The sequence below is a fragment of the Pseudomonas monteilii NBRC 103158 = DSM 14164 genome, assembly GCF_000730605.1.
Lineage (GTDB): Bacteria > Pseudomonadota > Gammaproteobacteria > Pseudomonadales > Pseudomonadaceae > Aquipseudomonas > Aquipseudomonas monteilii.
Genome location: NZ_BBIS01000021.1, coordinates 1 through 24848, shown reverse-complemented (window position 1 = coordinate 24848; position 24848 = coordinate 1). Strand labels below are relative to the sequence as shown.

General features: G+C 63.2%; 20 protein-coding genes. 7 read left to right on the top strand and 13 right to left on the bottom strand.

Going from position 1 to position 24848, the window contains the following annotated elements; genetic code table 11:
• Positions 1-11: 11 nt before the first annotated feature.
• Complete coding sequence (locus PM2_RS12220) at positions 12-902, bottom strand: LysR family transcriptional regulator (RefSeq protein WP_016712349.1); 891 nt, start codon at positions 900-902, stop codon at positions 12-14.
• A gap of 87 nt (positions 903-989) precedes the next feature.
• Between PM2_RS12220 and PM2_RS12215 the strand changes: the two genes are divergently transcribed.
• Genes PM2_RS12215 through PM2_RS12200 form a run of 4 tightly spaced genes read left to right on the top strand, consistent with a single transcriptional unit; the run spans position 990 to position 4374 of the window.
• Entirely contained in the window at positions 990-1322 is a 333-nt protein-coding gene (locus tag PM2_RS12215) for a DMT family transporter (protein ID WP_003249458.1), read from the top strand.
• A 46-nt stretch (positions 1323-1368) separates the two neighbouring features.
• Entirely contained in the window at positions 1369-2544 is a 1176-nt protein-coding gene (locus tag PM2_RS12210) for an NAD(P)/FAD-dependent oxidoreductase (RefSeq protein ID WP_028698482.1), read from the top strand.
• Positions 2541-3353, top strand: coding sequence for an aldo/keto reductase (locus tag PM2_RS12205; RefSeq protein WP_016712351.1), 813 nt, complete (start codon positions 2541-2543; stop codon positions 3351-3353). Before PM2_RS12210 ends, PM2_RS12205 begins: the two co-directional genes overlap by 4 nt.
• 52 nt (positions 3354-3405) lie before the next feature.
• Positions 3406-4374 carry a hypothetical protein gene (locus tag PM2_RS12200; RefSeq protein ID WP_016712352.1) on the top strand — a complete coding sequence of 323 codons (969 nt, stop codon included), beginning with the start codon at positions 3406-3408 and terminating at the stop codon, positions 4372-4374.
• 32 nt (positions 4375-4406) lie between these two features.
• Here the strand turns inward: PM2_RS12200 and hldE are convergent, their stop codons facing one another.
• The 3 genes from hldE to PM2_RS12185 form a co-directional block, all read right to left on the bottom strand.
• On the bottom strand, positions 4407-5828 hold the full coding sequence (gene hldE / locus PM2_RS12195) for a bifunctional D-glycero-beta-D-manno-heptose-7-phosphate kinase/D-glycero-beta-D-manno-heptose 1-phosphate adenylyltransferase HldE (protein ID WP_016712353.1): 1422 nt from the start codon (positions 5826-5828) through the stop codon (positions 4407-4409).
• A gap of 130 nt (positions 5829-5958) precedes the next feature.
• Positions 5959-7767, bottom strand: a complete 1809-nt coding sequence (gene msbA, locus PM2_RS12190) for a lipid A export permease/ATP-binding protein MsbA (RefSeq protein ID WP_028698481.1) — start codon at positions 7765-7767, stop codon at positions 5959-5961.
• A 15-nt stretch (positions 7768-7782) separates the two neighbouring features.
• Positions 7783-8958 carry an O-antigen ligase family protein gene (locus PM2_RS12185; RefSeq protein ID WP_016712355.1) on the bottom strand — a complete coding sequence of 392 codons (1176 nt, stop codon included), beginning with the start codon at positions 8956-8958 and terminating at the stop codon, positions 7783-7785.
• A gap of 100 nt (positions 8959-9058) precedes the next feature.
• On the opposite strand from PM2_RS12185, the gene PM2_RS12180 reads away from it, so the two are divergent.
• Positions 9059-9664, top strand: a complete 606-nt coding sequence (locus tag PM2_RS12180; protein ID WP_016712356.1) for a serine/threonine-protein kinase — start codon at positions 9059-9061, stop codon at positions 9662-9664.
• Between the two features lie 3 nt (positions 9665-9667).
• Here the strand turns inward: PM2_RS12180 and PM2_RS12175 are convergent, their stop codons facing one another.
• The 9 genes from PM2_RS12175 to putP form a co-directional block, all read right to left on the bottom strand.
• Complete coding sequence (locus tag PM2_RS12175; protein WP_016712357.1) at positions 9668-10759, bottom strand: glycosyltransferase; 1092 nt, start codon at positions 10757-10759, stop codon at positions 9668-9670.
• A gap of 37 nt (positions 10760-10796) precedes the next feature.
• Positions 10797-11570: a glycosyltransferase family 2 protein gene (locus PM2_RS12170; RefSeq protein WP_016712358.1), complete on the bottom strand. Its 774-nt coding sequence runs from the start codon at positions 11568-11570 to the stop codon at positions 10797-10799.
• 65 nt (positions 11571-11635) lie between these two features.
• Positions 11636-12592, bottom strand: coding sequence for a glycosyltransferase family protein (locus PM2_RS12165; protein ID WP_016712359.1), 957 nt, complete (start codon positions 12590-12592; stop codon positions 11636-11638).
• A gap of 48 nt (positions 12593-12640) precedes the next feature.
• Complete coding sequence (locus PM2_RS12160) at positions 12641-14044, bottom strand: PIG-L deacetylase family protein (RefSeq protein ID WP_028698480.1); 1404 nt, start codon at positions 14042-14044, stop codon at positions 12641-12643.
• A complete protein-coding gene (locus tag PM2_RS12155) occupies positions 14041-14937 on the bottom strand; it encodes an antimicrobial resistance protein Mig-14 (protein ID WP_016712361.1) in 897 nt (298 codons plus the stop codon). Before PM2_RS12155 ends, PM2_RS12160 begins: the two co-directional genes overlap by 4 nt.
• Positions 14937-16067, bottom strand: a complete 1131-nt coding sequence (locus PM2_RS12150) for a glycosyltransferase (RefSeq protein ID WP_016712362.1) — start codon at positions 16065-16067, stop codon at positions 14937-14939. The genes PM2_RS12155 and PM2_RS12150 overlap by 1 nt, the downstream gene beginning before the upstream one ends.
• The gene (locus PM2_RS12145; protein WP_016712363.1) at positions 16051-17808 is read right to left on the bottom strand and encodes a carbamoyltransferase family protein; all 1758 of its coding nucleotides are present in this window, start codon (positions 17806-17808) and stop codon (positions 16051-16053) included. The genes PM2_RS12150 and PM2_RS12145 overlap by 17 nt, the downstream gene beginning before the upstream one ends.
• A gap of 209 nt (positions 17809-18017) precedes the next feature.
• Positions 18018-18854, bottom strand: coding sequence for a 23S rRNA (adenine(2030)-N(6))-methyltransferase RlmJ (locus PM2_RS12140; RefSeq protein ID WP_016712364.1), 837 nt, complete (start codon positions 18852-18854; stop codon positions 18018-18020).
• Between the two features lie 106 nt (positions 18855-18960).
• Positions 18961-20439: a sodium/proline symporter PutP gene (putP, locus tag PM2_RS12135; RefSeq protein ID WP_016712365.1), complete on the bottom strand. Its 1479-nt coding sequence runs from the start codon at positions 20437-20439 to the stop codon at positions 18961-18963.
• Between the two features lie 74 nt (positions 20440-20513).
• Here putP and PM2_RS30735 point away from each other — a divergent pair, with 74 nt between their 5' ends.
• On the top strand, positions 20514-20765 hold the full coding sequence (locus PM2_RS30735) for a hypothetical protein (RefSeq protein ID WP_141099571.1): 252 nt from the start codon (positions 20514-20516) through the stop codon (positions 20763-20765).
• Between the two features lie 31 nt (positions 20766-20796).
• A complete protein-coding gene (putA, locus tag PM2_RS12130; protein WP_028698479.1) occupies positions 20797-24750 on the top strand; it encodes a trifunctional transcriptional regulator/proline dehydrogenase/L-glutamate gamma-semialdehyde dehydrogenase in 3954 nt (1317 codons plus the stop codon).
• Positions 24751-24848 lie beyond the last annotated feature (98 nt).

The following is a 24848-nucleotide window of genomic DNA, read 5'->3' as shown; positions in this document are numbered from 1 at the left end:
GGCGGCGGAGTTTACCCGATCGCACGCAAGTGCACTGCAAAGCGCTCGGCCAGCCACTGCGCCGCAGGCCCCAGCGGCTCATCACGGCGCCAGGCCAGTTCTGCCACGAGTGCCGGCGGGCGCCACTCGCTGTCCAGTTCGACCATGTGCGCCTGGTAAGTCGGGTACTGCACCACATGCCGCGGCAACCAGGCCCAGCCCAGGCCGCGCATCAGCAGTTCGGCCATGGCGTAGAAGCTGTCGGCACGCCACACCTGCGGGCTGACTGCCTCGCCGCCGGGGTAACCGCTTTGCTGTGGCGTGATGAGGAGTTGCCGGTGGCGGGCCAGTTGCTGGCGGGTGACCCGGCCCTCACCTGCAAGCGGATGGCCGACAGCGCACACCGTGACCATCTCCACACTGCCCAGGGCGCGCCGCTCCAGTGATGCCGGCATGCTTTCGTGGTGGAAGAACAGGCCCAGGTCGGCGCGGCGCTCCACCAGCTTGCGCGCCACATCACCTTGCGCACCACTGGCCAATTGCACTTCTAGAAATGGATAGCGGCTGGCCAGTTCGTCGAGGCTGTCGATCACCGGCTGATAAGGCATGGCTTCGTCCTGCGCCACCCGCAACAAAGCCTCCTGCCCGCGCATCAACGCAAGGGCGCGGCCATCCAGGCGCTCGCACTGGCGCAACAGTTCGCGGGCATCTTCCAGCAATGCACTGCCGTTTTCGGTCAGCTTCGGCTGCCGGCCACTGCTGCGCTCGAACAGGGTGACCCCCAGGTCGGTTTCAAGCAGGGCAATCGCGCTGCTGATGGCCGACTGCGCCTTGCGCTGCTCACGGGCCACGGCAGAAAACGAGCGCAGTTCAGCGACGCGCAGGAAGGTGCGCAGTTGCTCAAGGTTCCATTGCTCAGCCATCAACCTATCTCCCCTACTGATAGGCAATGACTTTACCCCATCCAGGTAGCGTCTAGAATGCCCGACCAGTTACCGGAGGATCCTGCCATGAATGCCTACACCTACCTCGCCATCGCCATCTGCGCCGAAGTCATTGCCACCGCTTCGATGAAAGCAGTGAAGGGCCTGAGCACGCCATTGCCGTTGCTGCTGATGGTGGTTGGCTATGGCATCGCGTTCTGGATGCTGACCCTGGTAGTGCGCAGCATTCCGGTGGGCATTGCCTATGCCATCTGGTCCGGGCTGGGGATCGTGCTGATCAGTGTGGCGGCGCTGGTGATCTACGGGCAGAAGCTGGATATACCGGCGATGCTGGGCATGGCGATGATCGTGGGTGGGGTGGTGGTGATTCAGCTGTTTTCCAAGACTGCCGGGCACTGAAGCTGCCTGTATACTTGTCAGCTGTCCCAGTCTTCGAGGTACCGCCATGCCATCTGCCATTTCCACTGACGTACTGATCGTCGGCGCCGGGGTCGCAGGCCTCTGGCTCAATGCCCGCCTGCGCCGCCTGGGGTATTCGACAGTGCTGGTGGAACGCGCCAGCCTTGGCGGCGAGCAGACCATCAAGTCTCAAGGCATCATTCACGGCGGTACCAAGTACGCCCTGCAAGGTGCCCTCACCGGTGCTTCGGAAGCCATCGCCGACATGCCGCGCCGCTGGCGCGAAGCCTTGAGCGGTAGCGGCGAGCTGAACCTGAGCAACACCCGCCTGCTGTCCGAGGCCCACTACCTGTGGTCGCCAGGCACCCTGGCCGGCAACCTCACCAGCTTCTTCGCGAGCAAGGCCGTGCGCGGCCGGGTCGACCAGGTAAAAGGCGAGCAACTGCCGCCCGCCCTGCAAGACCGCGCTTTCAAGGGCAAGGTCTATCGCCTGGCCGAACTGGTCATCGACGTACCAAGCCTGCTGGCCAACCTGGCCGACCTGGCGGGCGACAGCCTGCTGGCCGGGGAACGCATCGAGCCGCTGCGCGAAAGCGACGAACTGGTCGGCCTGCGCGTCGATGGCCGCGACATCCGTGCCCAGCGTATCGTGCTCAGCGCCGGTGCCGGCACCGAGGACCTGCTGCATGCCTTGGGCCTGAAGCTGCCTGCGATGCAAATTCGCCCGCTGCACATGGTCATGGCCAAGGGCCCTAACCTCAAGCCGCTGTATGCACACTGCCTGGGCGGCGGCCCCAAGCCACGGGTAACAGTGACGACTCACCCGGCTGCTGATGGCCAATGGGTCTGGTACCTGGGCGGGGATCTGGCCGAAGCCGATGGCGTGGCACGTGAGCCGGCGGCACAGATTGCGGCGGCGCAGAAGGAAATAGCCAACCTGTTGCCATGGATGGACCAAAGCCAGGTCCGTTGGGCCACCTTGCGCGTCGACCGCGCCGAACCTGCGCAGTCCGGCCTGGTGCGCCCGGACAACGCCTTCCTCGCCGACCAGCAACGCCTGTTGGTGGGCTGGCCGACCAAGCTGGCCCTGGCGCCGGACTTCAGCGACCGGGTCATCAGCCACCTGGAGCGCGACGGTATCCGCCCGCAGGCACAAGCCGACCTGGCCGGCCTGCCACGCCCACCGCTGGGTGTGCCGGCCTGGGAGCAACTGCTGCCATGACCCTGCCAACCCTGCACGACTTCCACCGCCCGCTGGGCAGCACCGGTTTCAAGGTTTCACCGCTGGGCCTGGGCACGGTCAAGCTGGGCCGCGACCAAGGCGTGAAGTACCCCGCCGGCTTCACCATCCCCGGCGATGACGAAGCCCGCCTGCTGCTGGCCCAGGCCCGCGAGCTGGGCATCAACCTGATCGACACCGCCCCGGCGTATGGCCGCAGCGAAGAACGCCTGGGCCCCCTGCTGCGCGGCCAACGCGATGAGTGGGTGATCGTGAGCAAGGTCGGTGAAGAATTCGACAACGGCCAGTCGCACTTCGACTTCAGCGCCGCCCACACCCGCTGCTCAGTGGAGCGCAGCCTGCGCCGCCTGGAAACCGACCGCATCGAACTGGTACTGGTGCATTCCGACGGCAACGACCTGGCGATCCTCGAACAGCAGGAGGTCTACCAGACCCTGGCGGAACTTAAGCAGGAGGGCAAGATCCTCGGCTTCGGCCTGTCTGGCAAGACCGTGGCCGGCGGCCTGAAAGCACTGGAACAGGGCGACTGCGCCATGGTCACCTACAACCTCAACGAGCAGGCAGAACGCCCGGTACTGGACTACGCTGCCGAGCACGGCAAGGCCATCCTGATAAAGAAGGCCCTGGCCAGTGGACATGTCTGCCTGGCCCCTGGCGTTGACCCGGTGCAGGCCAGCTTCGAACTGCTGTTCGCCCACCCGGGCGTCAGCAGTGCTATCGTCGGCACCATCAACCCGCTGCACCTGGCCCACAATGTGGCCACCGTTGCCCGTATCCTGGGCCAGCATTGAGTTTCCCCAGGCCCAAGGGCCTGGCGACTGACCCGACGCAAGGAGGAGCCTCGTGGCGCGAACGCTGATCCGCAAGAACCCGAGCAACTTCAAGACACTGCCGCTGCATGTCGAGGCCACGCCCGAAGGGCTGATTTATCAAAGTATCGGCATGCCGCTCAACTTTGCCCAGACCCAGCAGCGGCGCAAGGCCATCCAGCTACCCGACACGCAGCACTTCGTGGCCGAACTGGCCAACCTGGGCGTATCGGTGCGCCTCACCCTGCATTGGCAAAACCGCGATTACTGGGTGCTGGTGCGCCAGCGCCGCCAAGACCGGGGCGATGTGGTGCTGAAACTGATTTCTGGCTATGTACCGGCACAGGAGCTGAACCTGCCGTTGCACACGGCAGTGCAGGAAGTGGCTGAGGAATGCCTGCTGGAAACCCCGGAAGGCTGGCTGGGCGGGCGCTTCAACGATACCTGGCTGCCCGTACCGTACGCCGCCGCCCTGCACTATCGCGAAACACCGCACTTCCTGCTGACCCCGCAGTCCGGCGCCGCCCGCCCCGTGCACTGCGGCAACCTGATGCTGCTGGAGCGGCCACGGGCCTATGTGCACTTGCCCACCGCCTCGCTGCAACTGATATACGACATGCGCCTGCAGGTGCCTCGTGAAGCCAAGAAACTGAGCCTGTTCCACGTCGATGAGCGACTGGAGAGCGGCCAGCTGGTGGCGCGACTCAACCGCAAACGGCCAGACCTGTACCTGATGCCGTTGAAGGACGGCCAACCGCTGGCGGAGCTGTATACGCTGAAGAAGGATGAGCTGGTGCCGGCGAGTACGCGTGGGCTGTACCTGGCAGAGAGTTTTGCCCGGCAGGAAGGCTGGGTGGTGAAGGACGAGCGAGTGCGCTGGAAGGACTGGGTGAAGCAACAGGGGCTGGTGGAGCCCAAGCCGTTGCGGGCATCGCACTTGCAGCGGTTTGGTGACAAAGCGCGGGCGCTGCTGGAGCGGGCGCGTACCTCACTTCACAAGTGAAAGCCTGGGGCTGCTTTGCAGCCCCAGCTATATCAGTTCTTGCGAATCTTCTCGACAATCGCCGTGGTCGAGCTGTTCTCGACCAGCCCCAGCACCTTCACGGTACCGCCATAGGCCTTGACGATATCGGCGCCCACCACCTGGTCGATGCCATAGTCGCCACCCTTGACCAGCACATCCGGCTTGACCTGGCTCAGCAGGTTTTCCGGCGTGCCTTCTGGGAAACTGATCACCCAGTCCACCGCCCCCAGCCCGGCCAGTACCGCCATGCGCCGGTCTACGCTGTTGATCGGTCGACCCGGCCCCTTTAAACGGCTGACCGAGGCGTCGTCGTTGACCGCAACAATCAGTCGATCGCCCTGGGCCCGCGCCTGTTCCAGGTAGGTAACATGCCCAGCATGCAGGATGTCGAAGCAGCCGTTGGTGAAGACGATTTTCTCTTTGTGCGCCCGCGCATCATCGATGGCCAGCAGCAGCTGCTCAAGGCCCAGCACACCGCGCTCGGAGCCTTCTTCGCGCTGGATGGCCCGGCGCAGTTCGGGGGCGCTGATCGCAGCCGTACCCAGCTTGCCAACCACGATGCCTGCCGCCAGGTTGGCCAGCGCCACCGCGTGGGGCAGGTCCTCGCCAGCCGCAATAGCCGCCGCAAGGGTGGAGATGACAGTATCACCGGCACCGGTCACATCGAACACTTCGCGCGCCCGCGCCGGGAGGTGCAGCGCTGGCTGCCCCGTGCGCAGCAGGGTCATGCCGTGCTCACCACGGGTGACCAACAAGGCCCCCAGGTCCAGGTCCTGCAGCAGTTGCACGCCTTTGGCAACCAGCTCGGCCTCATCGGCACAACGGCCAACGATGGTCTCGAACTCGCTGAGGTTCGGGGTGATCAGGCTGGCACCGCGGTAGATGGAAAAATCCTTGCCCTTGGGGTCGGCCAGCACCGGAATACCCTTGGCTCGCGCCGCCTGGATAAGGCTCTGGTGGTTTTTCAGTGCGCCCTTGCCGTAGTCGGAAAGGACCAGCACCTTGACGCCTTCGAGCAAGCTTTCGACTTCCGCGCCCAGCGACAGCGGGTCGGTGGCGAACGGCTCTTCGAAATCGATACGCAGCAATTGCTGGTGACGGCTCATGACCCGCAGCTTGACGATGGTCGGCTGGTGCGCGATGCGCTGGAACACCGAACGCACACCGGCAGCCTGCAGGCTGTTGGCCAGACTATCGGCAGCTTCATCCTGGCCGGTGACGCCGATCAGCGAAGCCGGCGCGCCCAGCGCAGCGATGTTCAAGGCAACGTTGGCCGCACCGCCTGGGCGATCTTCGATCTGATCGACCTTGACCACCGGAACTGGCGCCTCAGGCGAGATACGCGAAGTACCGCCATGCCAGTAGCGGTCGAGCATGACATCGCCGACCACCAGTACCGGGGCTTGATCGAAACGCGGCATGGACAACTTCATGGGCAACCCATATGGAAATAATGAACAGGGGCAGGATATTAGCACAGGGTAGTCAACGGCTTTATGGCCAGATCGTCCCCGGAAAATTCCCGTGACAATCGGGGCCATGATGGCCCCGATCAAGGAGGGTTCAGGTGATATCAGCCTTGGCCGGCTCATCCAGCCCCATGGCGTGCAGGCGGGCATAATGGCCATTAGCCGCAAGCAGCTCGGTATGGGTGCCGCGCTCCACCAGGCGGCCCTGATCCATGACCAGGATCTGATCGGCCTTCTCGATGGTCGACAGGCGGTGGGCGATCACCAGCGTGGTGCGACCTTGCATCACATGGTCCAGGGCAGCCTGGATGTGCCGCTCGGACTCGGTATCCAGCGCCGAGGTGGCCTCGTCGAGAATCAGCAGCGGTGCGTTTTTCAGCAGCGCGCGGGCAATCGCCAGGCGCTGGCGTTGGCCGCCGGAAAGCAGCACACCGTTCTCACCCACTTCGGTATCGAAGCCCTTGGGCAACCGGTCGACGAACTCCTTGGCGTAGGCGTCGGCCGCAGCAGCTTCGATATCTGCGCGCGGGGCGCCAGCCAGGTCGCCGTAGGCGATGTTATTGGCCACGGTGTCGTTGAACAAGGTGACGTGCTGAGTCACCTGCGAAACATGGCGGCGCAGGTTACGCAGGCGATAGTTCTCGATTTCCACGCCATCGAGCAGAATCTGCCCTTGGTCGTGGTGATAGAAGCGCGGGATCAGCGCGGCCAAAGTCGACTTGCCGCTGCCGGAGCGGCCCACCAGGGCGATCATTTGCCCTGGCTCGGCGACAAAGCTGATGTCGCTTAGCACTTCGCGCTCGGTACCCGGGTAGGTGAAGCTCAGGTTGCGCACTTCCAGGCGCCCTTCCACGCGCTCCTTCTCGACAGTACCGGTGTCCAGCTCAGGTTCTTCGTCCAGTTGCTCGAAGATGCTTTCTGCACCGGCCAGGCCCTTCTGGATGGTCGAGCTGACTTCCGAAAGCTGGCGGATCGGTTTGGGCAGCAGGCCGGCGGCGGTGATATAGGCAACCAGGTCGCCAGCCGTGGAGTCACCGCGCAGGAACAGCACCAGGAACATGAGCGCGGCCATGGCGCTGTAGATCACCAGCTGCAGCATCGGTGTGTAGAGCGAGCCGGTCTTGGTCATGCGCAATTGCTTGTCGGTATTGCTCTGGCTGGCCTTGGCGAAGCGCTGTTCCTCATAGGCTTCGCCACCGAAACTGCGCACCACGCGGTAGCCCTGGATGGTTTCCGAGGCAACGTGGGTGACATCACCCATGGCCACCTGGATCTTCTTGCTCTGTTTGCGGAATTTCTTGCTGGCAACGCTGACCATTACCGCAATTACCGGCAGGATGGCGACCATCACCAAGGTCAGGTGCCAGTTCATCCACAACAGGTAGGCGAACAGGAACACCACGGTCAGGCCTTCGCGGATCACCACCTTGATGGCGTCGGTCGCCGCGCCGGTGACCATGGTCACGTTGAAGGTGATGCGCGAAATCAGGTGCCCGGAGTTATGGTTGTCGAAATAGCGGTTGGGCAACACCAGCAGCTTGTTGAACAACTCCACCCGCAGGTCATGCACCAGGCACAGGGACACCTTGGCCAAGAAGTAGTTGCCGAGGAACGAACCCAGGCCCTGCCACGCGGCGATCAGGATGATCAGCAGCGGCACTGCCTGCAACAATTGTAGGTCGCGCAGGTAGGGCACGTTGGGGAACAACACCGCTTCGGGGTTGCTCAGCCCATCGACGAAGTATTTGAGGATGCCCGCCAGCATTGGCTGGGTTGAGGCAAAGATCACGAAACCGACAATGCTCAGCAGGAAAATGCCGACATAGGGTTTCACATAGCTCAGCAGCCGGAAGTAGATCTTCAGGCTGGAGGTTTGCTCCGCCGGTCGCGGTGTTTCGGCCATTATCGAGCTCGCTGTTCAGGTTGAACCCGAAATTTTACCACAGGCGCCATTTTCGGCACGCCCCCATGGCAGCATCATGGCAAGGCCGACAGGCAGCCAGCTGATGAACCACTCGGCACGCGGCGTCCCGGTGAGGCTGGCGGCATCGAACTGCATGGCCAGGGTCGAGTACACCCAGAACCCCAGAAGGATCTTGCCAAACAGTGTGCCGCGCGCACGGATGATTTCGCCCAGGGTGAACAACCACACGATGACCCAGAGCAACATGCCAGGGATCCCCATTTCCACGGCAACATGGGTGAACATGTTGTGGGTGTGGTCAAAGTGTTTACCCACGGCACTTACGTCGTAGGCAGCCCCCAGCCCCAGGCCGGTCCAGGGGTGTGCGGCAATCATATCGATGACGGCATTGAAGATTTCCGGCCGATAGGACGAACCGCGCTTGGCGATCAGGTCGTATACGACGAAGAACGCCAGGCCGGTGGCAACCAGCGCAAGGATGGAAAACACCTGGCTGTGGCGATCGCGGAACCACAGCGGCGCGATCACCACGGTGATCACCAGGGCCAGAACCGCCCCGCGGCTCTGGCTGAGCATGGCAAACGCGCCCAGACAGACCAGCGCCGCCAGCCATAACAGCTGCATGCCACGCTGGCGCGGCGGCTCGTACAGCAAGAAGAGCACCGCCGAGCCGATGACATAAGCCCCCAGAATCGGGTGCGAGATCTCGCCAATGCCTGCCAGACGGGCTAGCAACGATTTGCCCTGCAAACCGTAGAAATTGATGATCGAGACCAGCGCGGCGAGGGCCAACAGGCCGCTGCCAAGCAGCAACAGCTGACGAATGCGGGCCCTGCCTTGCTGCGCCAGCAGCGGGAATGCCAGCAGGAATACCAGAATGTAGACAAGCCGCTTGATCTCGCGCCCTGGGTCTTCTGCGGGCGACCAGGCCAGGCTCAGCCCGCACCACGCCAACAACAGCAGCACACTCACCCACAGCGCCGGCTGGCGCCTCCAGGCTTGCACCAGCACTTCACGGGCAGACCACGCCAGTACCAGCGTTGGCAGCCACAAAAACAACACCAGCCCCTGCTGGTAAACCTTGTTGCTCGGTGCCAGGGCAATTGCTGCCAGGAACCAGACCAGACCCAAACCTAACCAGGCCCGTGCCCAGTTTTTTTGATACAACATCCTTTCCCCCGATGAATCAAAGACACCATCCATGGTGCAACAGCATTATTTTCGGCATTATTGCCGGTCATTTTGCTCGCCAGACGACAAGGCTCTATTCATGCAATGCTCCCGGCTCACCCAGGTCGACTTCGATCAGCTGACACAAGGCGCACAGGTGCTTGAGGCAGACAGCCATGGCGCCAAAGTCTACCTGCTCAAGGATGGAAATTTCCTCAAGGTTTTTCGTAGGAAGCGGCTGATTTCATCTGCACTGCTGCGCCCCTACTCGCAGCGCTTCGTCGATAACGCTGCGCGCCTGGCACAACTGGGCATCCCTACGCTCGAGGTGATCAGCCAGCACAAGCTCGACCTGCCAGGCCGTACCGCCGTGCTGTATCGCCCGCTGCCCGGGCGTACCCTGCTGCAAATGTCGCGCGATGAAGGGTTCAGCTGGGATACCTACCTGCCGCAGCTGATTCAGCTGGTTCGCCAGCTGCACCACAGCGGCGTGTACTTCCGCTCGCTGCACCTGGGCAACGTGGTGGTTACCCCCGACCAGCGCCTGGGCCTGATCGACGTGGCCGACATGCGTTTCCTGCGCCCGCCGTTGTCGGCACGCATGATTCGTCGCAATGTGCAGCACATGGTGCGCTATATCGAGCGGGAGAACCTGGGTGACCGGTTCCCCCTCGCTGCGTTCGAGGCTGCCCTGCTGGCACGCTGAACGTCAGTTGCGCAGCAAGCTCTGCGAGCCATTGCAGAAGGCCTGCCAGGCTTGCTCCGGCGCCAGCGCCTGACGCTGCCGGGCGGCTACCGTCCGGGCGCTGAGGGACGTGCATCGTTCGATTGCCTCGGCCCATGCCCCCTCATCGGCTACCGGCAGGTAACCCCCGGTATCCTGCAACTGTTCGCGAAACACTTGCAGGTCGCTGCACACCACCGGCACGTCGGCCATGACCGCCTCCTGCACCACCAGCCCCAGGCCTTCAGAGCGAGAAGGCACCAGTAGCCAATCGAACGCCCGATACAACTGCTGCAGGTCTTCACGGTGACCGCACAGGTGAACGCGCGCGGCCAGGCCCAGTGCATCGATACGCGCTTGCAGCACGGCGTGCAGAGGGCCTTCGCCAATAATGGCCAACTGCAGGTCCGGCTGATGTGTGCTGGCCCGGGCAAACGCCTCGATCAGCATCTCGAAGCCTTTGCTTTCCACCAACCGCCCTACCGCGCCGAGCATCACCCCAGTCGCAACAGGCAACTGCAGCGCCTGCCTGGCGCTGTCACGGCTCAACAACGGCTCGACGAACGCTAACGGGTCAAGCGCCATGCGCAGGGTCTGCACCGGCCTGCCCAAGTCGTGCTCCAGTGATTCGGCCAGCGTATGCGACACCGCTGCGATGCTCAGGCGCTCGGCGGGGAACATACGCAACAAGCGTACATCGCTACTGTTCAGGCGCGTCTTGCCATGGAACAGCACCTTTGCCCGTACCTGGGGAATGTTCTGCAACAGCGGCAGCACCAGCCGCGCGACACCAATACCGTCGAGCAGCACGACCTCAGCCTTGGCCTCGGCCAGCGCCTTGCGCAAACGCAAGCGCAACCAGGGCCGCAATAGGCGCCACAGGTGCCGCCCTTTCAGCGCACGCAGTGGCATGTGCCACTCCCGGGTCGAGCCAAGCCCGCAACACAACCCGCTTCCCAGCAGCAACCAGTTACTGATCCGGGCATCAGTACCTGCGTGCGACAGCACTTGGCGATGCACCTTGTGGATGGACATGTACGGCGTTCCACCCGCCCACATCATATTGACGATGTTCATGGGCCCTCTCCCGCTCATGTCAGATGGGACAGCGACTTCATTGAACAAAAATGGTGATACCCATGCCGATCAAGGCACCCGTCACCAGCGTCAATGCCAGTTTGATCCGATCACGTTGACGGCGTTTGGCCTTGCGCTCCACTTCGATGGGCAAGGTCACGTGATTACCGAATCCAGTGTGCAATACTGCATCACCCTCCAAGGTGACCGCTGTCAGATTTAACTCAGCGTAGCGTCGGGAAAGCGCCTTCTCTCCAGCATAGGCGGCAAATGGCGCGCAGCGCTGGTAATCACTCAAACGCCGCAGACCGGGGTTGAGCGAAAACGCCTGCCATTCAGCCTTGTCGGACAGCAGCGGGTAGCAAGGCACACCCGCGATCACCTGCCGATCGCCCAAGTGGATGTAAGGGCTATGGATGGCCAGGTCGTGAGCATGACTGCGCAGCCACACCTGCAACAGGTTGGGGCTCACATCCAGAATGGCCCGCGAGTCTTCGACAAAGCCTTGGCGATAGAAATGCCAGTCGTCCTCGCAGTGGAAGATGTACGGCGTCTTGACGTGGCTGTAAGCCAGGTCGATAGACGGCAACTGGCCAAGCTTGGGCCGGTTAACGAACACCTTGCAGTGCGGTTTCCAGTGCTCTGGCACAGCGGCATGCACAGCATCGTCACCGGAATCTTCGGTGATGAATACCTCGCGAATGGGCGCGGTGTTGCAGCGGTCGAAACTCTCAAGGGTATCTTTGAGCAGATCGAACCGCCCACAACTGGTCACGACGAGTGTGACGTCACTCTCATTTGAAAAGCGCACCGGACTCCCTCCGCATTGCGACAAACGGCCTTCAACAACCCGCTCCTGGGCGTGAAAGCTCTTATTTAGATGCCCAGCTTCAGGCGCAACCGCTGCCATGCAGACAAGGGCGGGTGGGGCCTGAGCGCCGGGCGCATGTGGTCGACGATGCTACGTCCAACTGCGGCGAAACTGAAACGGGAAACCGCCAGATGGCGGCCATTTTCTGCAATCTGCCGGGCCAGTTCAGGGTCTGCCCGCAAACGGCGGAGCTTTTCCTGAAGGGTCGGGATGTTGTCATAGAACACCACGTTGTGCATGTCCTGCAGGCCCAGCGCGCGGTTCTCTTCCTCGCCCTGGTCGTATGCCAGCAATACGCAGCCACAGGCCATGGCTTCGAAATTCTTGATCATGTATTCGCCCATGCCAACGTCGGCACTGACGAAGAACCGGATACGGTTGAGCGTGTTGCAGTAGTCTTCGCCCGACTTGGTACGGGTAACCAGCAGGTTCTCGACCTGCCCCAATTCGTCCAGCAGCGCCTTGCGGCCGCTGTAGGCCACGCTGTTGACACTGCCGACGAAGGCCAGTTCGATATCGCGCTCACGCCCTTGGTCGGCCAGCAGTTGCTCGTCATAGCCCTTGGGCACGAATACCGCATCGAAGCCTTCCTGGCGCAGGCGTTCGCTGACCATGTAGCCCGAGCTGATGACCCGCGCCCATGGCAGCTGCCGGTAATGGGCGCTGAACTTTCCGGTGTACTTGCACGGGATGTAGTTCTGGTAGGCATCGTGCTCCAGGATGACCAGGTTCGGCACGGTGCGGATGAAAGCCACCTGGCGAATCTCCTGCTTGAAGCGCAGGAAGAACACGATGCGGTCATAGCGCTCGACCTGCACTTCACGCTTGAAGTAGCGGCGCAGGTTGCGCTGGTCATCGCTGGTCAGCCAGCGCAGGTCGCACTCGCAGTTGGCCGCGACGCCGTCGTACAGGCGGTCGAGAATAGCCCGCTGTTCCTTCTGTACCAGAAATAGGACTTTCATAACGTTCCTTGGGCGCTCTGCGCCATCGCGGTCAACCATGGGGCGTGCTTACAGTTCACGCCGCCAGAACAGTTCGTGCCGGCGCACGGCCTTGCGGAAGAACTCGTTCTCCCCGTAAGGCGAGGGCTGCCGCCCGGCCAGCCAGCGCTGCAGCAGGCGGCGCAAGCGGCGCTTGAAGGGCGCCGGCGGCTGCAAGTCGTGCATCATGCCCAGGGCCATGGCCTTGTCGCGCTGCGTGGCCAGGTCCAGCACCAGGCTGCAGGGTGCCCAGGCCTGGGCTGCGCTCAACTGCGGCGGCAAGGCCACGCCGTCGCCACTGTCGCCCATCGGCCAGCGGTCGTTGTCGTGCAGGTGATTGGCGTAGCACAACAAGGTCTGCGGCTGCCAGGCCAGGCCTTGCAGGGCCTCCAGCACGGCCGCCTGGGCGCAGATGTGATCGGGGTGCGGGTCGAGTTGTGGGTGCGGCATCACCAACACTTCCGGCTTGGCCATTTCCAGCAAGGCCCGCAGGTCGGCCAGCAGGTTGTGCCAGGTTGGCGCGCCATCGCGGTCGGCCGGTAGCAGGAACGGGTTGAACTGGCGGAACACGCGGATATCGGCCAGGTCAGCTTCACGGGAAGCAGCCGGCTGATCGGGCGCGGCCTGCATGGCAGGCAGTTGCAGGCAGAAGTAACCCAACTGCACGCAACGTGACTCCGGCACACCAGCCCAGCGGGGCACAGCGATGCTGTCCCAGGCACGCAAGCGGCCCTTCAGGCGGGCGGCCTCGGCTTTTGCCAGGCCCATCTGCTGGTAGTGTTCGGCTTCGATCTCGCCAGCTGTCAGGGTGACCACCCAGGTTTCGTCGGCTTGGCTGTAGAGGCCATATGCAGCCAGCTCGGCGTCATCGGCGTGCGGCGCGATCACCATCACTCGGCGACGTTGCAGCTCGACAGCGGGGGTTATCCACAGGCGCGGCTGGCCTTGCAGCCGGCAATGACGACCGCGCAGGCGCAAGGTACCCGCTTGCAAGGGCACGGCCAGGCCGGTCAGGTTGAGAAACCGTACGCCATCGACACCACGCTCGAACGTTTGCCGGTCAGCCTGCTCAGCAGCGCCCAGCTCTACCCGAGGGTCGAGAAACCGCCCCAGCCAGGAGCTTTTTACCTGCAGCTCAAGCATGAGGGTTTCGTCACCCTGCAGCACGCAATCGGCCTGGAGCTGGCCATCGCGCAGGCTGGCAGGCACTTCCCGCGCCTGTTCACCGAAGTCGTAGGCGTAATCCTCGCCCGGGGCGTAGAACAGATGGTCGGCAAACCAAGCTTCGTGAGCCGCCCAGACCAGCGGCAACAGCAGCAGTGGCAGCCACCACCAGCTGAAAACCCCCAAGGCGACCAACGCAACCAGGCCCGTCAGCAAGCCCAGGCGCTTGTTGCGCCGGTGGCGCTTGAGCAACTGCTGCTTGCGGCTCACGCCTGGTACACCGGCACAGGGTTGCACCAGCGGTCCTTGTACTCGCGGTCGGCACGGCCGAACGAGAACCGCAGTGGCTTGTTGCGCGCACGGGCGTCTTCCCAGGCGGCCTGGGTATTGAGGAAGCTCAGCACGCTACCCGGGCTGAAAGCCTTGGTTTCAGGGTCTACGCCGCCATTGATGTACTCGACGCTGATCCATTCCGGCGCTTCGACGCGGTACACCAGCTGAATGGCAATCGGCTTGCCATCCAGCAGCAGTACCGAGCCGATCAGCAGCGCTTGCAGGCGCTCCAGCACCTGGGCCATGTGCTCGGCACCGGTGGCCGGGAAGCCCCAGCGGCGCTGGAACAGGTCGCAGTACATGCTGGCGATTTCCTGCGCACTGAAGTCGCTGATCGGGCGTACCACGCCACCTGCTTCTTCCAGCAGGCGCAGTTCGCGGCGCTGGTTGTAGCGGAATTTTTTCGACAGGTCTTCAGGGGCGCGGGCCATGGCCAGCTGTTCCTTCTGCGCCTTGAGGCCGCTGAAGCGGCCCTGGTTCAGGTCGGACAGGTAGCGTGCGGCATGGCGCAGCGGTGCAGCGGCATCGGCTGCCGCCGGCAGGATGATTTCGGCATTGCCCAGATCGAACAGGGCTTTCTTGCCAGCACGCTTGAGCACATCCTTGGACAGCGCCAGGTGACGCCCCCAGGTTGGGATGGCGGCCTTCAGCTCACCCGCCTGATGCCAGCCCAGGTATCGCACCGGGATCTGTGCCAGGTCTGCCAGCTGTTCGACCACCAGCGGATGAGTGGCAACACTGCCACCAAAGCGCGCCCATGCCTCGGCATAGGCCTTGGCGTCTATAACTTGCCAACCGCGTTCGCGGAAGGCCTGGATTCGATTGAGCATCAGGCCTGCTCCACCAGCGCACGCACTTGCGGCAGCTGCCAGAAGGCTTCACGCACCGCATGGTCAGAGAAGCGTTCACGCAGACGCTGCAACATGTGCTCGGCACAGACCTGGCGCTGCTCGCCGTCCAGCACGGCCAGATGCTTCAGCCCCTGCGCCAACTGTGCAGCATCGCCCAGCGGGAACAGCACACCCACACCCTCGACCACTTCGCGGGCCCCGCCGCATGCCGTGGCGAGCACCGGCACACCGGCGACCATGGCTTCGAGCAGGACCATGCCGAACGGCTCATGGTCAGAGCTCAGGGCAAACACGTCGAACGCCTGGAAATAGCGCCGTGCATCCGGCACTTGGCCCAGGAAGTCCACTTGCCCGGCAATACCCAGCTCGGCGGCCTGAGCCTTGAGCTTGGCCTCCAGCCGGCCCTTGCCGAGAATCGCCAGACGGGCGCCCGCTGGCAGCCCTGGCAACGCCTGAGCAAAACCACGCAACAGGGTTGCCTGGTCTTTGTCGGGGTGCAGGCGCCCGACATTGCCGACGATCCATGCCTGTGCATCCAGGCCCAAGGCCTGGCGTGCTTCGGCGCGCGGCACCAGTGCCGCTTGCAGGGCGTCGATATCGATGCGGTTGTACAGGGTCTGGATGCGTTCGGCCGGCCAGTGCGGCAGGCAGCGGCGCATATCGTCACGCACGGCGTCCGACACGCCCAGCAAGCTCAGGCGCTTGCTGAACAGGTTGGCGAACAACCGGCGGCCTTTGCGCTCGTAGTCGCCAAAGGCATGATGCACGCCAATCACCGGCAGGCCGGTGCCCAGCAGGGCCACGTAGATCGGCTTGAAGCGGTGAGCAATGCAGAACGCGAAATTGCGCTCGGCCGCGATCCGCCGCAAGGCACGGATGGCGCCGAGCTTCAGGCCACGCACGGCCTTGGAGCTGAACGCCAGGAACAGCACCTCGTCCGACGCGCAGCCCGCCGCTACCTGCGGGTCGGCAGCGCCGGTGAGGAACACCGTGGTGACCTGGTAGCCACGGCCCTGGAACAGGCTGGCGTACTGACGGGCGCAATCCAGGAAAGGCCCGTCATAGCCATGGCAGAACTGCAGGATGCGCGGTTCAGAGCGGCTGGTCATAGGCGGCAGCGCCGTCCTTCACGACCAGGATGTCTTCCATGATCAGGTACTGCAGGTCCGAGCCGAAGAACATGTTCAGGGCATCGGTCGGCGAGCAGATCATCGGCTCACCACGGCGGTTCAGCGAGGTGTTCAGCGACACGCCGTTGCCGGTCAGGTCTTCCAGCGCCTTCATCATGTCGTAGTAGCGTGGGTTGTACTCACGCTTGAGCACCTGGGCACGCGAAGTACCGTCCTCGTGGACCACTTCCGGCACACGGGTTTTCCACTCTTCAGCCACTTCGAAGGTGAAGGTCATGAACGGCGCCGGGTGGTCGACCTTGATCATCTGCGGGGCGACGGTGTCGAGCATCGACGGGCAGAAAGGTCTCCAGCGTTCGCGGAACTTGATCTGGTGGTTGATGCGGTCAGCCACACCTTCAACGCTCGGGCAGCCGATGATAGAGCGGCCACCGAGGGCACGCGGACCAAACTCCATGCGGCCCTGGAACCAGGCCACCGGGTTGCCGTCGACCATGATCTGGGCGATCTGCTGCGGCATGTTCTCCAGCTTGCGCCACTTCGGCTGGTTCGGGTGACGGGCGCAGGCCGCGATCACGTCTTCGTTGGAGTACGACGGGCCGAGGTAGACGTGCTCCATCTTCTCGACCGGTACGCCACGGGCATGGGAGACATAGGCCGCGGCGCCAACGGCAGTGCCTGCGTCTCCAGAGGCCGGCTGGACGAACAGCTCTTTTACGTCCGGACGGGCGATGATCTTCTGGTTCAGTTTCACGTTCAGCGCGCAGCCGCCGGCGAAGGCCAGCTTGCCGGTTTCACGCAGGGTGTCGCCCAGGTAGTGGTCGATCATCTGCAGCGCCAGTTTCTCGAACAGCGCCTGCATGCTGGCCGCGTAATGAATGTACGGCTCGTCGGCGATGTCGCCTTCGCGCTTGGGGCCCAGCCATTCGATCAGCTTCGGCGAGAAGTAGAAGCCCTTGCCCTTCTCTTTATAGCGGCGCAGGCCGATAACGTTGGCATACTCGGTGTTGATCACCAGTTCGCCGTTTTCGAAGCTGGCCAGGCGCGAGAAGTCGTACTTGCTGGCATCGCCATACGGCGCCATGCCCATGACCTTGAACTCGCCGTCGAGCATTTCGAAGCCGAGGAACTCGGTAATCGCGCCGTACAGGCCACCCAGGGAGTCCGGGTCGAAGAACTCCTTGATCTTGTGGATCTTGCCGTTTTCGCCGTAGCCAAAGAAGGTGGTGGCGTATTCGCCTTTACCGTCGATGCCGAGGATGGCGGTTTTTTCCTTGAAGCCCGAGCAGTGGTAGGCACTGGAGGCATGAGCCAGGTGGTGCTCGACCGGCTCGATCTTGACCTTTTTCGGGTCGAAGCCCAGCTGCTCCAGGCACCAGACGATCTTCTTGCGGTAGCGCTTGTAGCGACGGTTGCCCATCAGGATGGCGTCGAGGGCACGATCCGGGGCGTACCAGTAGCGCTTGGCATAGTGCCAGCGCGCCTTGCCGAACAGGCTGATCGGGGCGAACGGGATGGCTACCACGTCGACGTCGGACGGCTTGATGCCTGCCTGTTCCAGGCAGAACTTCGCCGACTCGTAGGGCATGCGGTTCTTCGCATGCTTGTCACGCACGAAGCGCTCTTCTTCGGCGGCGGCAATCAGCTTGCCGTCAATGTACAGGGCCGCGGAAGGGTCATGGCTAAGGGCGCCGGACAGGCCAAGGATCGTCAATGCCAAGGGATTAGCCTCTTCATTCGGTAAAAATGCGCCAGCGGCCTCTTGGGCGGGTGGCGGCTAAAGGGCGGGATTATAACGCAAAGATCAGGAACTGCGCGGTCGTTGTGGGAGCTGGCTTGCCCCGCGAACACCGGCAAAGCCGGTGCCATACACCGCGTCGCCTGCTTCGCGGGACAAGCCTGCTCCCACAAGGGATAGGAGACAGCTGCTTACTCGGCGATCAACCAGTCCATACGGTAGCTGCCATCGGTCTGCGCCAACTCCTTGGCCAGCCAAGGCAGCAGCTCCTTGAGCTCTTCTTCCAGCCCCCACGGTGGATTGGCAATGGCCAGGCCAGAGCCATTGAGCCCCTGCGGGCTGTCCTGATGATGCACATACAGCTCGACCCGCAGCAGTTTCGGCGCACCGGTGCTGGTCAGGTCCTGGTAGTAGCGAGTCAGCGAGCGCTGGTCCTTGATCGGGTACCAGATGGCCGCAACAGTCTGGCGCATGCGGCCAATCGCCTCTTTCATGGCATTGGTGCAGCGCTTGAGCTCATCGGCCTGCTCGAACGGCGGGTCGATCAGCATGATCGCGCGCTTTTCCTGCACGGGCAGCAAGGCCCGCGGCACATGCCAGCCTTCGCCCAGGTGCACGACCACGCGCGGGTCTTTTTTCATGTTCTCTTTAAGCAGCGGCCCGTCTTCGGGGTGCTTCTCGTTGAGCAGGGCACGGTCTTGCTGGCGCATCAGGCGGCGGGCCAGCTCGGGCGAACCGGGGTAGTAGCGCAGCTCGCCGTCGGCGTTCAGGCGCTTGATGACGCGCAGGTAATCGGCAGCCATGGCTGGCAGATCGTCACGATTCCACAAGCGGGCAACGCCTTCCAGATACTCGCCGGTACGGGTTGCCTGGTCGCCTTGCAGGTCGTAAAGACCAAGCCCTGCGTGGGTATCGATGTAGGCGAACGGCTGCTCCTTGCGCGACATCAGGGCGATGAGGCGGGTCAGCACGATGTGTTTGAGGACGTCGGCGTGGTTGCCGGCGTGGAAGGCGTGACGATAGTTCATGGCAACTCCTGCGGGGGTGGCAAGTTTACCTTGCCTTGCAGGCGGAGTCAGGCCTTGCTGCTGATCGGTGGCGCCCGCGAAGCAGGCGCCCCCAATTCAACGGGTATTACTTGTCAGCGTGATAAGCCGCATCAGCGGTTTCGAAACGCTTGACCATCGACTGCGACGGGCTGCCCAGCTTGCTCACCAGCACAATGGCAATGCTGGCAAACAGGAAGCCCGGGATGATTTCGTACAGCCCGAGGGTGTCGAAGTTCTTCCACAGGATCACGGTCAGCGCACCCACCACGATACCGGCCAGCGCGCCGTTACGGGTCATGCCTTTCCACAGTACCGAAATCAGCACCACCGGGCCGAAGGCCGCACCGAAGCCAGCCCAGGCGTAAGCCACCAGGCCCAGCACGCGGTTTTCCGGGTTTGCGGCCATGGCGATGGCGATCAGCGCAACGGCCAGCACCATCAGGCGGCCAACCCACACCAGCTCACCCTGCGAGGCGTTCTTACGCAGGAAGGCTTTGTAGAAGTCTTCGGTCAGGGCACTGGAGCACACCAGCAGCTGGCAGCTCAGGGTGCTCATTACTGCCGCCAGAATGGCCGACAGCAGCACACCGGCAATCCATGGGTTGAACAGGATCTTGGCCAGCTCGATGAACACACGCTCGTGGTTTTCAGTTACCGGACCCGCCAGGTCAGGGTGCGCCGAGAAGTAGGCGATACCGAAGAAGCCCACGGCACAGGTACCGGCCAGGCACAGGATCATCCAGGTCATGGAGATACGGCGAGCGTTGGCAATCGACTTCACCGAGTCGGCAGCCATGAAGCGCGCCAGGATGTGCGGCTGGCCGAAATAGCCCAGCCCCCAGCCCATCAACGAGATGATACCGACGAAGGTCGCGCCCTTGAGCATGTCGAAGTTGGCCGGGTTCACCGCGTCGATGGCGGCGAAGGTGGTGTCGAAGCCACCGGTCGAGATCAGCACGATCACCGGGGTGAGGATGAGCGCGAAGATCATCAGCGACGCTTGCACGGTGTCGGTCCAGCTCACTGCCAGGAAGCCACCCACGAAGGTGTAGGCAATCGTGGCCGCAGCCCCCGCCCACAGGGCAGTTTCATACGACATGCCGAAGGTGCTTTCGAACAGGCGGGCACCGGCAACGATGCCAGAGGCGCAATAGATGGTGAAGAACACCAGGATGACGATGGCCGAGATGATCCGCAGCAGGCCGCTGTTGTCTTCGAAGCGGCTGGAGAAGTAATCCGGCAGGGTCAGTGCATCACCGTTGTGCTCGGTCTGCACGCGCAGGCGGCCGGCGACGAACAGCCAGTTCAGATAGGCACCGACGGTGAGACCGATGGCGATCCAGGCCTCGGAAAGACCGGAGAAGTAGATGGCGCCCGGCAGGCCCATGAGCAGCCAGCCGCTCATGTCGGAAGCGCCAGCGGAAAGCGCGGTCACCACGCTGCCCAGGCTACGACCGCCGAGGATATAGTCGGAAAGGTTGTTGGTGGAGCGATAGGCAGCGAAGCCGATCAGCACCATTGCCGCGATGTAGATCACGAAGGTGATCGTTAGTGGGTTGCCCATACGTGTGCCCTGGCGTTTGTTTTTATCTCATGCGCAACCGCAGCCATGGCGGTTGCACCCAGGCGGCGAATGCTATGCAACAACGCAAAGCGGGTGCAACCCTTTTTCATTTGCAAGTTGCACCTGCCGGTGCATTTTCCGATAAAGCTGCTTTTTTGCTCCTTTTTGGCGCATCAAGCCGTTTTTTCAGAATAAAAAGCACCGAAAACGACCCTTTCCATCGTGTGGAAATGACTGTCAGACGAGTTGCACCTTTTACACAAAAAATTCGGGTTGCACCTGGTTGCACCCGAATTGTCCTACAGATACTCTTGACGCCAGCTTAGGCCACAACCGTGGCAATAACGAGGATAAGAAATGGCGACTACCACCCTTGGGGTCAAACTCGACGACCCGACCCGTGAGCGACTCAAAGCAGCTGCGCAGTCCATTGACCGCACGCCGCACTGGTTGATCAAGCAAGCGATCTTCAATTACCTGGAGAAGCTCGAGGGTGGTGCCACCCTGACCGAACTCAACGGTCATGTTAGCAACCTGGCCGACGACGCCGGCGAAGTCCAGGCTGACCACAGCCACCAGTGCTTCCTGGAATTCGCCGAGAGCATCCTGCCGCAGTCCGTGCTGCGTTCGGCAATCACTGCCGCCTACCGCCGCCCCGAGCAGGAAGTGGTGCCAATGCTGCTGGAGCAGGCGCGCCTGAGCGCCCCGCTGGCAGAGGCAACCAACAAGCTGGCCGCCGGCATCGCCGAAAAACTGCGCAACCAGAAGAGCGCTGGTGGCCGTGCCGGCATCGTCCAGGGCCTGCTGCAGGAATTCTCGCTGTCGTCCCAGGAAGGCGTGGCGCTGATGTGCCTGGCCGAAGCCTTGCTGCGCATCCCCGACAAGGGCACCCGCGACGCGCTGATCCGCGACAAGATCAGCACCGGCAACTGGCAGCCGCACCTGGGCAACAGCCCATCGCTGTTCGTCAACGCCGCCACCTGGGGCCTGCTGCTGACCGGCAAGCTGGTCCGCACCCACAACGAATCCGGCCTGACCTCCTCGCTCACCCGCATTATTGGTAAAAGCGGCGAGCCGATGATCCGCAAGGGCGTCGACATGGCTATGCGCCTGATGGGCGAGCAGTTCGTGACCGGTGAAACCATTGCCGAAGCCCTGGCCAACGCCAGCCGCTTCGAAGCCAAAGGTTTCCGCTATTCCTACGACATGCTCGGCGAAGCGGCACTGACCGAGCACGACGCACAGAAGTACCTGGCGTCCTACGAGCAGGCCATCCACTCGATCGGCAAGGCCTCCCATGGCCGCGGCATCTATGAAGGCCCGGGCATCTCCATCAAGCTGTCGGCGCTGCACCCGCGCTACAGCCGCGCCCAGTACGAGCGCGTGATGGAAGAGCTGTACCCGCGCCTGCTGTCGCTGACCCAGCTGGCCAAGCAGTACGACATCGGCCTGAACATCGACGCCGAAGAGGCCGACCGCCTGGAGCTATCGCTCGACCTGCTCGAGCGCCTGTGCTTCGAACCGTCACTGGCCGGCTGGAACGGTATCGGCTTTGTTATCCAGGCCTACCAGAAGCGTTGCCCGTACGTGATCGACTACGTCATCGACCTGGCCAAGCGCAGCCGCCACCGCCTGATGATCCGCCTGGTAAAAGGCGCCTACTGGGACAGCGAGATCAAGCGCGCCCAGGTCGAAGGCCTGGAAGGCTACCCGGTCTACACCCGCAAGGTGTACACCGACGTGTCCTACGTGGCCTGCGCCCGCAAGCTGCTGGCCGTGCCAGAAGCCATCTACCCGCAGTTCGCCACCCACAACGCCCACACCCTGTCGGCCATTTACCACATTGCCGGGCAGAACTATTACCCGGGCCAGTACGAGTTCCAGTGCCTGCACGGCATGGGCGAGCCACTGTACGAGCAAGTGGTCGGCAAGGTTGCCGACGGCAAGCTGAACCGCCCGTGCCGCGTGTATGCACCGGTCGGCACCCACGAAACACTGCTGGCCTACCTGGTACGCCGCCTGCTGGAAAACGGCGCCAACACCTCGTTCGTCAACCGCATCGCCGACCACTCGATTTCCATTCAGGAACTGGTTGCCGACCCGGTCGCCAGCATCGAGCGCATGGGCACCCAGGAAGGCAGCATCGGCCTGCCGCACCCGCGCATCCCGCTGCCGCGTGAACTGTATGGCAGCGAGCGCGCCAACTCGGCCGGTATCGACATGGCCAACGAACACCGCCTGGCATCGCTGTCCTGCGCCATGCTGGCCACCGCTCACAATGACTGGAAAGCCGCCCCGCTGTTGGCCTGCGCGGCCAGCCAAGGTGCCGCCGCGCCGGTACTGAACCCGGCAGACCACCGCGACGTGGTAGGCCATGTACAGGAAGCTACCGTCGCCGATGTCGACAACGCCATCCAGTGCGCGCTGAATGCTGCACCGATCTGGCAGGCTACCCCGCCCGCCGAGCGCGCCGCCATTCTTGAGCGCACCGCCGACCTGATGGAGGCCGAAATCCAGCCGCTGATGGGCCTGCTCATCCGCGAAGCGGGTAAAACCTTCGCCAACGCCATCGCCGAAGTGCGTGAAGCCGTGGACTTCCTGCGTTACTACGCGGTACAGGCCCGCAACGACTTCAGCAACGACGCCCACCGCCCACTGGGCCCGGTGGTGTGCATCAGCCCGTGGAACTTCCCGCTGGCAATCTTCACCGGCCAGGTAGCCGCTGCCCTGGCCGCCGGTAACCCGGTACTGGCCAAGCCAGCCGAGCAAACCCCGCTGATCGCCGCCCAGGCCGTGCGCCTGCTGCTGGAAGCCGGCATCCCTGAAGGCGTGCTGCAACTGCTGCCAGGCCGCGGCGAAACCGTTGGTGCCGGCCTGGTGGGTGATGAGCGCGTCAAAGGTGTGATGTTCACGGGCTCCACCGAAGTGGCCCGCCTACTGCAACGTAACGTCGCTGGCCGCCTGGACAACCAGGGCCGACCGATCCCGCTGATCGCCGAAACCGGTGGCCAGAACGCCATGATCGTCGACTCCTCGGCACTGACCGAGCAGGTGGTGATCGACGTGGTGTCCTCGGCCTTCGACAGTGCCGGCCAGCGTTGCTCGGCCCTGCGCGTGCTGTGCCTGCAGGAAGACTCCGCCGACCGCGTGATCGAAATGCTCAAGGGCGCCATGGCCGAAAGCCGCCTGGGCTGCCCGGACCGCCTGGCCGTGGACATTGGCCCGGTGATCGACGCCGAAGCCAAGGCCGGCATCGAGAAGCACATCCAGGGCATGCGCGAGAAAGGCCGCTCGGTCTATCAAGTGGCAATCGCCGATGCCGCCGAGATCAAGCGCGGCACCTTCGTGATGCCAACCCTGATCGAGCTGGAAAGCTTCGACGAGCTGAAGCGCGAAATCTTCGGCCCGGTGCTGCACGTGGTGCGCTACAACCGTCGCAACCTGGACCAGCTGATCGAGCAGATCAACAACTCCGGTTACGGCCTGACCCTCGGCGTACACACCCGTATCGACGAGACCATCGCCAAAGTCGTGGAAACCGCCAACGCCGGCAACATGTACGTCAACCGCAACATCGTCGGTGCGGTAGTAGGTGTGCAGCCATTCGGTGGTGAAGGCCTGTCTGGTACCGGCCCGAAAGCCGGCGGCCCGCTGTACTTGTACCGCCTGCTGTCGACCCGCCCGGCCGACGCGATTGGCCGCCACTTCCAGCATCAGGATGGCGAAGGCAAGCCGGACCGCACCCTGCACGATCAGCTGATCAAGCCGCTGCACGGCCTGAAGGCCTGGGCAGAAAACAACCAGCTGGCCGACCTGGCCGCGCTGTGCAGCCAGTTCGCCAGCCAGTCGCAGAGCGGCATCGCCCGCCTGCTGCCAGGCCCGACCGGCGAGCGCAACAGCTATACCATCCTGCCGCGCGAGCACGTGCTGTGCCTGGCCGACAACGAGGCCGACCTGCTGGCCCAGTTCGCGGCCGTGCTGGCGGTGGGCAGCTCGGCGGTATGGGCTGACGGCGAACCTGGCAAGGCGCTGCGCCAGCGCCTGCCACGCGAGCTGCAGGCCAAGGTGAAGCTGGTGTCGGACTGGAACAAGGATGAAGTGGCGTTCGACGCCGTGATCCACCATGGCGACTCTGACCAACTGCGCGGCGTTTGCCAGCAGGTGGCCAAACGCGCCGGGGCGATCGTGGGTGTGCACGGGCTGTCCAGCGGGGATCACCAGATTGCGCTGGAGCGCTTGGTGATCGAGCGGGCGGTGAGTGTAAACACTGCTGCTGCGGGCGGTAATGCCAGCTTGATGACCATTGGCTGAGGCTGAGGGTTGTTGATAAAGGAGAGCTTCGGCTCTCCTTTTTTATGGGCGCATGGCTTGAGATGTTTGGCGCCTATGAGACCGAGCGCCGCCCGCGC